Origin of the sequence: Pseudomonas sp. 21LCFQ010 (genome assembly GCF_024129905.1) — a bacterium.
GTDB lineage: Bacteria > Pseudomonadota > Gammaproteobacteria > Pseudomonadales > Pseudomonadaceae > Aquipseudomonas.
Genome location: NZ_JAMYDZ010000031.1, coordinates 26,966 through 40,305, shown reverse-complemented (window position 1 = coordinate 40,305; position 13,340 = coordinate 26,966). Strand labels below are relative to the sequence as shown.

Annotated in this window: 11 protein-coding genes and 1 tRNA gene; 7 read left to right on the top strand and 5 right to left on the bottom strand. The window is 61.6% G+C overall.

Annotation, left to right across the window (positions count from 1 at the left end):
* Positions 1-11 precede the first annotated feature (11 nt).
* Positions 12-88: transfer RNA gene (locus tag NJC38_RS25395), tRNA-Met, on the bottom strand.
* Positions 89-490: 402 nt separating this feature from the next.
* On the opposite strand from NJC38_RS25395, the gene NJC38_RS25390 reads away from it, so the two are divergent.
* Together NJC38_RS25390 and NJC38_RS25385 are read left to right on the top strand one after the other, a co-directional pair.
* The gene (locus NJC38_RS25390; RefSeq protein ID WP_253117639.1) at positions 491-2,548 is read left to right on the top strand and encodes a methyl-accepting chemotaxis protein; all 2,058 of its coding nucleotides are present in this window, start codon (positions 491-493) and stop codon (positions 2,546-2,548) included.
* Between the two features lie 310 nt (positions 2,549-2,858).
* Positions 2,859-3,197, top strand: a complete 339-nt coding sequence (locus NJC38_RS25385; protein ID WP_253117637.1) for a cupin domain-containing protein — start codon at positions 2,859-2,861, stop codon at positions 3,195-3,197.
* Positions 3,198-3,212: 15 nt separating this feature from the next.
* On the opposite strand, the gene NJC38_RS25380 is transcribed toward NJC38_RS25385, so the two are convergent.
* Positions 3,213-4,562 carry an MFS transporter gene (locus NJC38_RS25380; protein ID WP_253117634.1) on the bottom strand — a complete coding sequence of 450 codons (1,350 nt, stop codon included), beginning with the start codon at positions 4,560-4,562 and terminating at the stop codon, positions 3,213-3,215.
* A 55-nt stretch (positions 4,563-4,617) separates the two neighbouring features.
* On the bottom strand, positions 4,618-5,556 hold the full coding sequence (locus tag NJC38_RS25375; RefSeq protein ID WP_253117631.1) for a 2-hydroxyacid dehydrogenase: 939 nt from the start codon (positions 5,554-5,556) through the stop codon (positions 4,618-4,620).
* Positions 5,557-5,664: 108 nt separating this feature from the next.
* On the opposite strand from NJC38_RS25375, the gene NJC38_RS25370 reads away from it, so the two are divergent.
* Positions 5,665-6,570, top strand: coding sequence for a LysR family transcriptional regulator (locus NJC38_RS25370; RefSeq protein WP_253117629.1), 906 nt, complete (start codon positions 5,665-5,667; stop codon positions 6,568-6,570).
* A gap of 72 nt (positions 6,571-6,642) precedes the next feature.
* Here NJC38_RS25370 and NJC38_RS25365 read toward each other — a convergent pair whose 3' ends face one another.
* The gene (locus tag NJC38_RS25365; RefSeq protein ID WP_253117627.1) at positions 6,643-7,560 is read right to left on the bottom strand and encodes an AraC family transcriptional regulator; all 918 of its coding nucleotides are present in this window, start codon (positions 7,558-7,560) and stop codon (positions 6,643-6,645) included.
* Positions 7,561-8,120: 560 nt separating this feature from the next.
* On the opposite strand from NJC38_RS25365, the gene NJC38_RS25360 reads away from it, so the two are divergent.
* From NJC38_RS25360 to NJC38_RS25345, 4 genes are all read left to right on the top strand, one after another.
* Positions 8,121-9,470 carry an MFS transporter gene (locus tag NJC38_RS25360; protein ID WP_253117626.1) on the top strand — a complete coding sequence of 450 codons (1,350 nt, stop codon included), beginning with the start codon at positions 8,121-8,123 and terminating at the stop codon, positions 9,468-9,470.
* Between the two features lie 98 nt (positions 9,471-9,568).
* Positions 9,569-10,255 carry a fumarylacetoacetate hydrolase family protein gene (locus NJC38_RS25355; protein ID WP_253117623.1) on the top strand — a complete coding sequence of 229 codons (687 nt, stop codon included), beginning with the start codon at positions 9,569-9,571 and terminating at the stop codon, positions 10,253-10,255.
* A 29-nt stretch (positions 10,256-10,284) separates the two neighbouring features.
* A complete protein-coding gene (locus NJC38_RS25350) occupies positions 10,285-11,049 on the top strand; it encodes an SDR family oxidoreductase (protein WP_045483420.1) in 765 nt (254 codons plus the stop codon).
* Between the two features lie 91 nt (positions 11,050-11,140).
* Positions 11,141-12,097, top strand: a complete 957-nt coding sequence (locus tag NJC38_RS25345) for a 2-hydroxyacid dehydrogenase (RefSeq protein ID WP_253117621.1) — start codon at positions 11,141-11,143, stop codon at positions 12,095-12,097.
* Positions 12,098-12,175: 78 nt separating this feature from the next.
* On the opposite strand, the gene NJC38_RS25340 is transcribed toward NJC38_RS25345, so the two are convergent.
* The gene (locus NJC38_RS25340) at positions 12,176-13,273 is read right to left on the bottom strand and encodes an RHS repeat-associated core domain-containing protein (RefSeq protein ID WP_253117619.1); all 1,098 of its coding nucleotides are present in this window, start codon (positions 13,271-13,273) and stop codon (positions 12,176-12,178) included.
* Between the last annotated feature and the right edge of the window lie 67 nt (positions 13,274-13,340).

Here is a 13,340-nt window from a genome sequence, read left to right as displayed (position 1 = left end):
AAACAGCTATTTGGTGGCTACACAGGGACTTGAACCCCGGACCCCAGCATTATGAATGCTATGCTCTAACCAACTGAGCTATGTAGCCAAGTGGCGCGCATTATTCGCCGATATCAGATAGGTGTCAAGCGAATATCTTAAAAATATTTCCATACGATCAATCGCTTAGCGATTTGCGCTGTGGTCCCTGTCGTTGCCTTCCCACCGGTTGTTTCTTCCAGTGACGTCTGCTGTGTAACTGCGCACACAAATGGTGCGTTTTTGGTCGTGGGCGTCAGGCGGGTGCCATTGATCATTACCCGATGCGCTTCGGTCCGGATCTTGCTATCGAATTGCCATGACGTTTTCAGGCGGGTCGGTGTCGTGTCCGTAGCATTGGACAGATGTCGACCTGAATCGGAAACATAAGCATGGCATTTTGCTTCTAATTTATAAGAAAGATACCTGAGCAGGCTGTGCCGCAAAGGTATCCACGTGTTGGGGGAAGTCCATGGACAGCTTGTTGTCGCCGGGTATGCGCCTGCTGGGGCGCTTTGGGTTTGCTCGCAAGTTTCAGCTGTTATTTCTCTTGTTCATGCTGCCTCTGGTGGGCAGCCTGTGGATGATCGGCAGTGAATATCGCGCCAAGCTGGCAGTGATCGCTGGCGAGCAATCGGGCGTGCGCCAGTTGCTGGTGCTCGAAGATCTGGATCGTGAACTGGTTGCCCAGCGCGACCGTGCGGCGCGCTGGAAGGCCGTGGACATCCTGCGTGAGCCGACCCCCGAAGCGCGGCAGATCATGGAGCAGATCGACGCTGCGGTGCCGCGCATCAAGCAGGCGCTGGAACGCCTCGGCGCTTCGCTGAAGGCGGAACAGGCCAGTGCCGACACCTTTGCCCGTTACAAGGTGCTGGAGGCTTCTGTTGCCGGTATGGATACGCAATCGCTGCGCAGTGTGGGCTGGTGGCCGGATGGCTATGAGCGCTTCACCGCCGCGATCAGTCATGTGCAAGGTGTGCGCGAACAGGTCGCGATCGACACCGGCCTGATCCTGGATCCGTGGCTGGAAACCTACCTGCTGATGCAGCTCTCCACCCAGCAGACCCCCGACCTGATCGAGCGCATCGGGCGCATGGCCAGTGTTGGCCAGACGTCCGTGGTCAGCGGCCAGTTCAGCCTGCAAAGCCGGCTGCAGATGCGTGACCTGCGCAGCCGCATTGACGATGCCCGCGACCAGATGGTCAAGACTGCAAACATTCTGCAAACCCGGCTGCCGCCAGAGCTGCAACCCTGGGCCAACCGCTACGCCGCGAGCATGCAGGTGCTAGCGGAAGAACTGAAGGTGCTCGATGATGGTGTGTTTGGCGGCACGATCAAGCTCAAACCGGCGGAGTTCGAGCGCAGTGCCGACCGCCTGCTGGACGAGATGGCCGGGCTGCGAAATCAGTCTCTGGTGTCGCTCAACGAGCGCCTGGGCTACTACCACAACAAGTCCAATCGGGAATTTATCCCGGTCGGGGTGACCTTCGGCGTGTTGCTGATCGCTGCGCTCTATCTGTTTGCCTGCCTGCAAGCGTCGATCCGCCGCAGTGCCAGCGGTATCACCACCCTGGCCGAGTCGCTGCGCGACGGCGACCTGTGCGTCGAGGTTTCGGTACAGGGCCGCGACGAACTGGCTGTCATCAGCCAGGCGCTAAACGTCGCGGTGGTGCAATTGCGGACCAGCCTGCTGGGCGTCAATCACGAGACCCTGCAACTGGGCTCGGCCGTGCAGACCCTCAATGCGCAGTCCAACGACACCTTGGGCGAGGTTGAGGACCAGCAGCAACAGATCAGCCAGATTGCGGCAGCCGCCACACAGCTGGCCGCCACTTCCCAGGGCGTGGCCAAGAGCTGCGAGCAGGCTTCCGACAGTGCCCGGCAGACCCGCAAGATTGCCGAAGAGAGCAGCCGCGACAGCCAGCGCACCACCGACAGTATCCAGCAACTCAATCGCCGTTTGACCGACACTGCGGCGGCATTGGGGCGGGTCAGCGAGCAAGGTCAGCAGATCCAGTCGGTGGTCGATGCCATTCGCGGCATCGCCGAACAGACCAACCTGCTGGCGCTCAATGCGGCCATCGAGGCGGCGCGGGCGGGCGAACAGGGGCGCGGCTTTGCCGTGGTGGCCGATGAAGTACGCAGCCTGTCGCAGCGAACCCAGGCCTCTACTGCACAGATTGCCAACACCGTCGACAGCCTGCGCAGCACCGTGACCCAGGCTGTCCAGTTGATGGAAGCCGCGTGTGGCCAGGCCGTGGACGATGCGCAGTCAGTGACCGGCCTGGGTGTGCGGCTGGGCGAAATCGCCAGCGCAGTACAGAGCGTGACCGACACCCTGGCGCAAATCCTCACGGCGGTGGAAGAGCAAGCCTCCACGGCTGACCAGGTCAGTGGCAGTATCCAGCAGGTCGACCAGGCTGCCGGTCGATTGCTCGACGGCGCCCGTGCAGTCAACCAGGCCGCCGATACCCTGAGCAAAGGCAGCCGGGCACTGAACGACAACACCGCACGCTTTCATCTGAGCTGATGGTGCTTGGACCGGTAACTGTAGGAGCGGCCGGGCGGCGATCCGCTTTAGCCGCGAAGGCATCATCGCAGCTAAAGCCAATACTGGTCACTTAAGCACGGTATGCCCACAGTGGGAGCGAGCTCTGCTCGCGAAGAGGCCAGTAAAAACACTACATCTGCTGCGAATGTGCCGCCCTCTTCGCGACCAAGGTCGCTCCTACAAAGGCATGCAGTACTTAACTGAACAGTATTGCAGCTAAAGCGGATCGCCGCCCGGCCGCTCCTGCGGTAAGGTTGGGCGCCAGCCTTTCACGCACGAGCCAGCCCCCATGCCGACCCCCACCAACCTGTTCACCCCGCTTCCCGATGCCCGTCAGGCAGAGGTTTTCACCGATCTGCTGGTCAGGCCAGGCTGTCGGGTCGAGCGGATCGTCTCCCAAGGGCAGGTCACGCCGCCTGAGCGTCCGTATCAGCAGGCCCATGATGAATGGGTCGTGGTGTTGAGCGGTTCGGCCAGGGTGCTGATGGACGATGTCGAAACCGCCCTGGCGCCTGGCGATCATCTGTTCATTCCGGCAGGCAGGCAACACCGCGTCACCTTTACCGACCCGGCGCAGCCCACCGTATGGCTGGCCATCCATATTGGCGAGGCTGCGTCGGATGCCTGACCCCGGCAGTGCGGGTTATTTGGCTATCTCCACCCGCTCGAAGCGCCCGGCAATCACGGTATAGGCCAGGATTGCGACCAGCCCGTGGGCGGCGACGAACCACAGTGCGGCGTTGAACGAACCGGTGGTCGCGACGAAATAGCCGATCACCACCGGGGTGATGATCCCCGCCGTGTTGCCGATGCCGTTGAACACGCCGCCACTGAGGCCCACCATGTTTTTCGGTGCGGTATCGGAGAGCACTGCCCAGCCGACGGCGGCCAGCCCCTTGCCGAAAAACGCCATTGCCATCAGGGCGATGACCATCCAGTTGGCGTCTACATAATTGGCCGACACCAGCGTGGCCGATAACGCCATGCCGATCACGAACGGCGTCTTGCGCGCGCGCGAAGGGTGGACGCCGCGGCGGATCAGCCAGTCAGAGACCACGCCGCCCAACACCCCGCCGGAAAAACCGCAGATCGCGGGCAGTGCCGCAACCCAGCCGGCCTCCATGATGGTCATGCCGCGACCCTTGATCAGGTAGATCGGAAACCAGGTGATGAAGAAGTAGGTCAGGGCAGTAATGCAGTACTGGCCCAGATAGATGCCCCACAGGGTACGGCTGGTGAACAGCTGTTTGACCTCGGCCCATTTCAGTTTGGGTTTTTCGGTTTTGCGCGTGGTTTCCAGGCTGACCAGTGCGCCGCCTTCACGCATGTAATCCAGTTCGGCCTTTTGCAGGCGCGGGTGGCTGGCCGGGTCGTGGTACAGGGCGAACCAGAAGAAGGTCGCGACAATACCCAGGCCGCCCATCCACAGGAACACATGCTCCCAGCCCATGCTGTGGGTCAGCCAGGCCATCAACGGCGCAAACACCACCACGGCCATGTACTGCGCCGAGTTGAACAGCGCCGAAGCCGTGCCACGTTCGCGGGTCGGGAACCAGCTGGCGACGATGCGGTTATTGGCCGGGAAGGCCGGCGACTCGACCAGACCCAGCATGAAACGCATGCCGAACAAGGTAATAGCCGCTGTCGAACCGACCAGGCCGATCCAGCCCACCGTGCCTTGCAGCATGGTAAACAGCGACCACAGAAACAGGCTCCAGCCGTACACCCGGCGTGCGCCGAAGCGGTCCAGCAGCCAGCCACCGGGGATCTGCCCCAGCGCGTAGGCCCAGGCGAAGGCCGAAAAGATCATGCCGAGCATGATCGGGTCCAGCCCCAGTTCCTTGACCACTTCAGTGCCGGCAATCGACATGGTCGCGCGGTCGGCGTAGTTGAGTACGGTGACGACAAAAATCAGCGCGAGAATCACAAAGCGCTGGCGGCCGACGCGAGTCTCTGCCACCGCAGCCTCAATGGGCGCAGTCTTGCTATTCATGGTGTTCTCCGATGCCCTCAAGGGGCTGTGTTGTTATTGGCTGGAGAAGCGGGCATCAGGCCGGAACGGCTGCCCGCAGTTGCGGTTCGGCGAAGCAGGCCTGCAAGTGCGACAGCACGATTTCACCCATGGCCAGGCGGGTCTGTTCGGTGGCACTGGCGCGGTGCGGTTGCAGCACGACGTTGTCCAGCTCGCGCAGGGCTTGCGGTACGTTGGGCTCATCGACAAACACATCCAGCCCGGCCCCGGCGATAGTGCGGGTCTGCAGGGCGGTGATCAGCGCCTGTTCGTCGACCAGCTTGCCGCGCGCCACGTTGATGAAATAACCCTGCGGCCCGAGCGCCTCGAGCACCGCTGCGGTGATGATCGCCCTGCCCAGATCAGCGGAAGCCGCCAGCACCAGCACATCGCTGTTACGGGCCAGGTCCAGCAGGTCGGCAAAGAACCGATAACCGGTCTGCGGCTGTTCGCGCAGGTCGTTGTACTGAATGCTCATGCCGAACGCCTGGGCACGGCGGGCGATGGCATGGCCGACCTGGCCCAGGCCGACAATACCCAGCCGGGTGCCGCTGACCTTGCGCGCCAGCGGCTGGTTGATCGTGCCCCACTGGCCGCTGCGCACGATACGTTCACCCACGCCCAGCTCACGCAGGCTCATGATCAATAGCCCCATGGCCATGTCGGCTACATCATCGGTGAGTACGCCGGGGGTCGTGGTGACCCTTACCCCGCGTTGGGCGGCGTGATCGAGATCCACCGCATCAGTGCCGATACCGCTGATGGCGATGATCTGCAGGTTAAGCAAGCGGTCCATCAGCGCGTTGGACAGGCCCTTGGCGCCGCCGGTCACCACGCCGCGAATGCGCGCGCCGACGGCATTGAGCAGCGCGTCCTGATCATCGGCCTGATACAGGCGATGCACGTTGTAGCTCTGTAGCAACTGCGCATCGATCGGTGCCGGGACCGGCTGGGTAAGCAGGATGTCGTGGGTCATCATCGTCTTCCTGTGAGTTGTCGTTGTAGAGGACTGGACGACAGCCTAGGAAAAGCATCGATTCACGTCTAACATTCATCCTGAATGTTTCGATACAAGAATTGAATCGTGGAACTCCACCAACTTCGTTGTTTTGTGATGGTCGCCGAAGAGCTGCACTTCGGTCGCGCGGCCCAGCGTTTGTTCATGACCCAGCCACCGCTGAGCCGCCAGATCCAGTTGCTGGAGCGCTCGCTGGGTGTGCAATTGCTTGACCGCAGTAACCGTCAGGTACGCCTGACGGTGGCCGGTCGGCAGTTCTTGCGTGATGCCCAGCATCTGCTGGCCTACACCGAACAGGCCAGCGACAGTGCCCGGCGGTTGGCCAGCGGCGAGGCGGGGCAATTGGTGATCGGTTTCACGGCGGTCAGTGGTTACAACATGGTTCCCGAACTGCTTCGGGCGGCGGGCCAGTCACTGCCGGATATCGGCTTTGAGCTGCATGAAATGGTCTCCAGCGACCAGACCGAAGCGCTGGCCGCCAACATGATCGACATCGGTTTTGTGCGCCACGCCGAGCCGCGTCCGGGCTGGAGCTACCAACTGGCCAGCCGCGAGCCGCTGGTGGTGGTGATGCCTGACGGTCATCCGCTGGCCGGGCGGCAAACGCTTGCCATCACAGACCTGGCGCACCAGCCGTTCGTGATGTATTCGCCCAAAGAGGGCCGCTATTTCTACGACTGCATCGTCGGCCTGTTCGCCAGCGCCGGGGTGCTGCCGCGCTACCTGTACTACCTCAAACAGACCCACTCGATTCTGGGTCTGGTGCGCGCCGGGCTGGGCATCGGTATCGTCCCGGCCTCGGCGCGGGAGCTGTACATCGGCCACCTGCAGTTTCGCCCCTTGGCCGATGCGCAACTGTCGGCCGACATGTACATGGTCTACCGTGACGACAACGACAACCCGGCGCTGCCACGCTTCATCAACATGGCCCGTGGGCATTTCAGCGAACAGCAAACCGCCGCTCCCCTTTGATCGGCATTAACCCGGTAGGAGCGGCTTGAGTCGCGAATGGGGGAGTTCCCTGCTAAAGCAGGTCCTACGCTGCTACGGCATCACCGCCATATCCAGCTGCTGGCGGCGGAACTGGCCCGGCGGTAACCCATGAATCTGCCGGAAGCGCCGCGAGAAATAGGCTTCATCGGCAAAGCCACATAGCCGCGCCACTTCGCCCACCGGCTTGGAGCCACCCAGCAGATAACTGCGTGCAGCATGCATGCGCCGCTCCAGGACCAGTTCACTGAAGGTCTTGCCGATCTCCTTGCGCAACCAGTGGGTCAGGTAGGTGGGCGACAGGTAGGTCGCGGCGGCGGCCTTGGTCAGGCTCAGGTCCGGGTCGGCGAGGTTCTTGCGCACATACTCCGACATGCGCGTCAGCGCATCGCGGCGGCTGGTCTGTGCGGCGTTGTCCTGGGCCAGTTGCTTGAGCGGCTCGGCAAACCTCAGGCACACCTTGCCGATCAGTTGCAGTAACAGGCCCTTGATGATTTCCCGGCTGCCGAACTGGCGCTGCGGGTCGAGGTCGCGCATCTGCTGTACCAGCGTGCAGATCACCTCGAAGTCATCCGGGTCGAGGATAAAGTCCAGATGCTCCTGAAAGCGAAACGGCGACAACTCCGGTGCCAGCAGGATCGACACCTCTTCAAGATCCATCGGGTCGCACTCCAGGTGCGGCAGCAGAAAGGTCTGGGAAAAATTGATCACCACGAAATGGCTGTCGGCCGGGTGCGGGATCATGTGCATGCGATGCGGCAGGATAAACGCCAGGGCGTTACGCGGAAATGGCCGCTGCACAGAGCCGATATGCTGCACCGTATCGCCACCGAGATTGACCTGAATCTGGAAGTATTCATGGCGGTGCAGGGCGGTTTCGGCGATCCGCGCCTGCTCATCGCGGATATAAAAGTCCGCCCGCTCACTGCGTTGCTGCATGCCGTAGGTCGGTACCCGGCTGACTGACTGCATGTTCATCTCCCTTCTTGTTCGACGGCTGCCCGATGTCGCAGCCAGGGTTGCAGAGCTGATTTTGTACAGTCGCAGGTCAAGCTGACAAGCGATTGTACGATGACTGTGGTGCTCATCTCGCCGGCTCCGTTTGGACAATCGCGAGGCACTGGTGAATCACCATAGTCGCTACGGCTCGCTGTTGAAAGGCTCTATTACGGTGTTTTCAGCAAGAATTAAGTTTTCGTTCAGGATCCCGGCAGTGGCGGGAGTTTTTGGACGTTCGGGAATTACACCGGCCTCTGGTGAAAAAACGATCTAACCCTTGCGTTGATTTTTTTTGGTCGTACGACCACCTTGATAAGCGTTGCCGCAGACATCTATCAACAATAATCACAAGGTGCTCGCCCAATGAAAACCACGCTTCGCTGGTGGCCACCGCCGCCGCCTCTGAATGACAGGCCGCTGCGCCGCGCCTGACCCATATCGCCCACACACACAGTCCATGCCTTGCGCGCCACGCAGGGACGGCGCTGTCTTGCCTGAAAACCTCGATATCCCAACAACAATGAGGTCAACCCATGTCGAGCCTTCCCAATTCCCAGGCTGCGTCTGTCGCCACCAGCGCCGCCCCCCTTGAAGCCGCCGGCACCACCCGGCTGCCCACTCGCCGACGCTGGTTCATGCTCAGCCTGCTGCTGATCGCGACCATCATCAACTACGTCGACCGGGTGAATATCTCCATCGCCGCGCCCTTCATGGCCAAGGACCTGGGGCTGGACAAGATCCAGATGGGCCTGATCTTTTCCGCCTTCGCCTGGACCTACGCCCTCGCTCTGGTGCCAGCCGGGTTCATCGCTGACCGATTCGGCTCACGGGTGACCTACGGCGTGTCGCTGATCAGTTGGTCGGCGGTGACCGTATGCCAGGGCCTGGCCAGCGGCTTTGCGGCACTGTTCGGCCTGCGTCTGGCGGTCGGGGCCATGGAAGCGCCGGCATTCCCGGCCAATAGCCGGGCGGTGACGGTCTGGTTCCCGGCCCGCGAGCGCGGCATGGCCAGCAGCGTGTATGTGTGCGGCCAGTACCTGGGCACCGCGCTGTTCACCGGCGCGTTGCTCTGGCTGGCCACCACCTATGACTGGCGCCACGTGTTCTACAGCACCGGCCTGGTCGGCATCCTGTTCGGCGTGGTGTGGCTGTTTCTGTATCGCGACCCGCTGAGCTGCAAGAAGGTCAGCAAGGAAGAACTCAAGTACATCGAAGACGGTGGTGGCCTGGTCAAAAGCAGCCAGGAACGTACCAAATTCAATTGGCGGCAGATTGCCGAGCTGTTTCGCTACCGGCAGATCTGGGCGATCTGCATCGGCAAGTTCGCCAGCACCTCGGCGCTGTACTTCTTCCTCACCTGGTTCCCGACCTACCTGATCGAAGAACGCCAGTTGACCACCATCAAGGTGGGCATCTTCGCCGTACTGCCGTTCATCGGCGCCACCATCGGCATTCTGCTCGCCGGGATCGTCTCGGACCTGTTGATCCGCCGCGGCTACAGCATGTCGTTTGCCCGCAAGCTGCCGCTGGTGGTCGGTTCGATGCTCGGCATGTCCATCGTGCTGGTCAATTTCACTGACTCGAACCTGGTCTGCATTGCGATCCTGACCATCGCCTTTTTCGCTCAGGGCATTGCTTCGTCGTCGTGGGCGGCGGTCTCGGAGGTCGCGCCCAAAGAGCTGATTGGCCTGACCGGCGGGGTCACCAGCCTGGCGGCCAATATCGGCGGGATTGTCTGCCCGATTGTGATCGGCGCCATCGTCCAGGCCACCGGCTCGTTCGCCCTGGCGTTCTGGTTCATCGGCGGCGTAGCGCTGATGGGCACGTTGTCGTACTCGCTGCTGCTGGGTCGCCTGTACCGCATCGAGTTGAAGACTCAATAAGGCTGTTAACTCCAAAACGAAGCGGCTTTCGTCCAACTTTGCCGGGCAAAGCCGCTTTAGGCTGGACCTGTCGACCGTACCTACCGAGTCAAACCACCATGAGCGATTTTGTCTTCAGCCCCGTTCCGCAACCCAGCCTGCCAGTGGTAGGCAGCGACCAGCGCTTTCCGGTCAGCCGGGTGTTCTGCGTCGGCCGCAACTACCCCTGGAGCGACGGCCAGGGTCGTAGTGTGCCGCTGTTTTTCATGAAGCCCGCCTCGGCGGTGATCGAAGCCCGCAGCGAGATCGCCTACCCGCCGCAGACCGAAGAGTTCTGCCATGAAATCGAACTGGTCGTGGCCATCGGCAGCGGCGGGGCAGACATCCCGGAAAGCCAGGCGTTGGAGCATGTCTGGGGCTATGCGGCAGGTCTGGACCTGACCCGCCGTGACCAGCAGCGCAGCGCCAAACAGGCCGGCATGCCATGGGAGGGCGCCAAGGCCTTTGATGGTTCGGCACCGGTCACCGCGATCCAGCCGGTGAGCCGTCAGGGCCATGCCCAACAGGGTGCAGTCTGGTTGATGGTCAACGACACCGAACGTCAGCGTTCGCGCCTGGAGAGCCAGCTCTGGTCGGTGGCGGAGATCATCAGCCACCTGTCGCGCAGCATCACCTTGTTGCCCGGCGACCTGATCATGACCGGCACCCCGGAAGGCGTCGCAGCGCTAGAACCCGGCGACCGGATCAGCGCCGGCGTAGAAGGGGTCGGGCAGATCGACGTCCGGGTCGGCCAGCGCGCCGCCTGAATTCAGCGAACATCAACAGGAGCGTCACAATGTCCAATAAATCCTCCTCGAAAATCGCCCTGGTCACCGGGGCTGGCAGCGGCATCGGCAAAGCCGTGGCGCTGGGCCTGCTGCAAGACGGCTACCGCGTGGTCCTCGCCGGGCGGCGTCTGGAGCCGCTACTGAATGTGGCCGAACAGGCCGCAGCGCAAGGTTGGGAAGCCACGCCGGTGGTGACCGACGTACGTGACCCGGCCAGTGTCAAAGCACTGTTTGCCACCGTCGAAGAACGCTACGGCCGCCTGGATGTGATCTTCAACAACGCCGGCGTCAACGCCCCGGCCGTGCCCATGGACGAACTGCCGCTCGACACCTGGGACAACGTCATCGCCACCAACGTCAACGGCGTGTTCCTGTGCTGTCGCGAAGCCTTCGGCCTGATGCGCCGCCAGCAACCGCAAGGCGGGCGGATCATCAACAACGGTTCGATTTCCGCGCATACCCCGCGCCCCTTTACCGCGCCCTACACCGCCAGCAAACACGCGGTACTCGGCCTGACCAAAGCCCTGGCCCTGGACGGCCGTGAATTTGACATCGCCTGCAGCCAGATCGACATTGGCAACGCCCTGACCGAACTCTCCGAACGCATGACCCGTGGCGTGCGCCAGGCCAACGGCGAAATCGCCGTAGAACCGATGGTCGACGTCCAGCACGTTGCCGACGCGGTGCGCTACATCGCTGCACTGCCGCTGTCGGCCAACGTTCTGAACATGACCGTCATGGCCACCAAAATGCCGTTCGTAGGCCGTGGCTGACGCTTGACGCACCACATTTGTGGGAGGGCGCTCTGCTCGCGACCGAGCGCGTAGCGCTCGCCCCCATTATCCGAATCAAACGAGGTACCCCATGAAACCCGAAGTCCTGCAACTGAGCCCGATCCTCATCCCTGAAATCCGCGAACGCCTCGCCGAGCTCTTCACCATTCGCCCGTACTTCCAGCAAACCGACAAAGCTGCCTACCTGGCCGAACACGGCCCGAACATCCGGGGCGTGATCACCGGCGGCCACACCGGTATCACCCGTGAAGTCCTGTCGAAACTGCCCCGCGTCGAAGTGGTCGCGGTCAACGGGGTCGGCACCGATGCGGTAGACCTGGCTTACTGCCGCGACTTGGGCATCCATGTCACCGCCACCATCGGCGCGCTGACCGACGATGTTGCCGATCTGGCCATCGGTCTGTTGATCGCGGCCTGCCGTGGCCTGTGCACCAGCGACCGCTATGTGCGCAGCGGTCAGTGGCAGCACAGCCCGACCCCGCTGGCGCCGCTACCGCTGGCCCGTCAGTTCAGCGGCATGCGCGTTGGTATCGTCGGCCTGGGCCGGGTAGGGCGCGCCGTGGCCACCCGCGCCGCCGCCTTCGGCTGCCCGATCAGCTACACCGACCTGCAACCGATCAGCGACGTCAACTACAGCTACGTCGCCGACCTGAGCGAACTGGCCCGCAACAGCGACGCCCTGATCCTCGCCGCCGCCGCCGACGGCGGCAAAGCGATCATCGATGCCAACGTGCTCGAAGCGCTGGGCCCGTACGGCTACCTGGTCAACGTCGCACGCGGCAAGCTGGTCGACGAAGACGCGCTGGTCGCCGCACTCAAGGCCGGCAGCATCGCCGGTGCGGCACTGGATGTGTTCGTCGATGAGCCCCGCGTGCCTGATGCGCTGTTCGACAACGAGCACGTGGTGCTGCAACCCCACCGCGCCAGCGCCACAGTGCAGACCCGTACCCGTATGGGCGAGATGGTGATTGCCAGCCTGGTGGATACCTTTGCTGGCAAGAAACCGGCGGGTTCTGTGACCGGCTAACCATGAGACGAGCGAGCGTGCCCGCATTGACGTGCGCAGCACGCCCCGCCTATGAAAGCAGGCATCGGAGTCGACAGGTCAGACCTGATCGAGCTCATACCGATAACGTTGAAATCGACGGGGTTGGTAAGTAAAGCTGGTGTATTCGGGGTGGAAGGAAAAATACGGGTTTTGCTTATTAATACGGATATCGCCCGTATAGATATAACGATTGTCACCCACCTGACTAATAAGATGGGATTTGTCCCTGATGAACGTGCTGAGTTCTTCTGGCCAGCGATTGGTCTGGACGGTTCCGACATAACCCTTCACGGGTTTATGAGTCAGTGCTGAAAAGCGCGCGGCAAAAGAATTATCGCCCGCCACTGCCGAATTGCACATGATCAGGTGGATCTTGTCATAGCTGGAAAAATCAATGCCTGAATCGCGCGCCTTCCAATAGAGTTGATGGGGCGTATGTAATGTCCCGTCGATGCTGTTCATCGGGTGATAACCGGCCACTGGCTGGGGCGTTCCGTGACCCAGAATCTTGAGCGTCTTGCCGTTCTTGCTGAGCTTTTCAAAGCTGAAAATGTCTTCGCCCAGCTTGGTCAGCGTTGTGGCAGGGGGCGGGTCTACCAGCCATCCCCATAGTTTGCGTACCTTTTGAAACAGATGACCATCAGGGTCGCTCCGGTTGACCGGATCGCCTGCACAATACATATAGGCATTCGGCCCGCCTTTACCAAACGGACTCAGGTTGTCTGGACTATTGAATCTCATCAACACCGGATTGAACGCCCGGTAACCGTTGCCCAGCAAGTAATGACCGGTGAGCATATCAGGCCGCTCGCGGTTGAACCCCGGCAGCTGCAAGTGACCCGGTACGGCTTTTCGATAACCGTAAGGTGTGTAGACACAGGTGTACGGCCCTGACTCAGCAATGCCATGAATCGCCGAACCCGGCTTATCAGTTGCGATCAGCATGTACCTGTTTTTATTACGTTCTCGTTGCTGTTTCGCCAGGCTCAGGTGCGTTGTGTGTAGCCATGAAGTGCTGCACTGTCCCTCAACGACTGTGCTCAGACGCTCGGTCTGATAGAAACACTGCTCGTTGCTTGTTTCACCGGGCAGCCGACCTGCCAGGCGATCCAGGGCGTCGTATTGATAGCGGCAAAGCCAGTTGTGTGCAGGCATATGTGAAAGCCTCAGCCAATCATGCTCAGGCTGAAGTTTCACTGCGAACAGGCAATCCGGCGACTGG

Excerpts from the sequence above, each read along its gene's own strand:
- NJC38_RS25365 (WP_253117627.1), bottom strand. The coding sequence starts at position 7,560 with ATGCAGTCAGTCAGCCGGGTACCGACCTACGGCATGCAGCAACGCAGT.
- NJC38_RS25355 (WP_253117623.1), top strand. The coding sequence starts at position 9,569 with ATGAGCGATTTTGTCTTCAGCCCCGTTCCGCAACCCAGCCTGCCAGTG.
- NJC38_RS25385 (WP_253117637.1), top strand. The coding sequence starts at position 2,859 with ATGCCGACCCCCACCAACCTGTTCACCCCGCTTCCCGATGCCCGTCAG.
- NJC38_RS25350 (WP_045483420.1), top strand. The coding sequence starts at position 10,285 with ATGTCCAATAAATCCTCCTCGAAAATCGCCCTGGTCACCGGGGCTGGC.
- NJC38_RS25390 (WP_253117639.1), top strand. The coding sequence starts at position 491 with ATGGACAGCTTGTTGTCGCCGGGTATGCGCCTGCTGGGGCGCTTTGGG.
- NJC38_RS25380 (WP_253117634.1), bottom strand. The coding sequence starts at position 4,562 with ATGAATAGCAAGACTGCGCCCATTGAGGCTGCGGTGGCAGAGACTCGC.
- NJC38_RS25360 (WP_253117626.1), top strand. The coding sequence starts at position 8,121 with ATGTCGAGCCTTCCCAATTCCCAGGCTGCGTCTGTCGCCACCAGCGCC.
- NJC38_RS25375 (WP_253117631.1), bottom strand. The coding sequence starts at position 5,556 with ATGACCCACGACATCCTGCTTACCCAGCCGGTCCCGGCACCGATCGAT.
- NJC38_RS25340 (WP_253117619.1), bottom strand. The coding sequence starts at position 13,273 with ATGCCTGCACACAACTGGCTTTGCCGCTATCAATACGACGCCCTGGAT.
- NJC38_RS25345 (WP_253117621.1), top strand. The coding sequence starts at position 11,141 with ATGAAACCCGAAGTCCTGCAACTGAGCCCGATCCTCATCCCTGAAATC.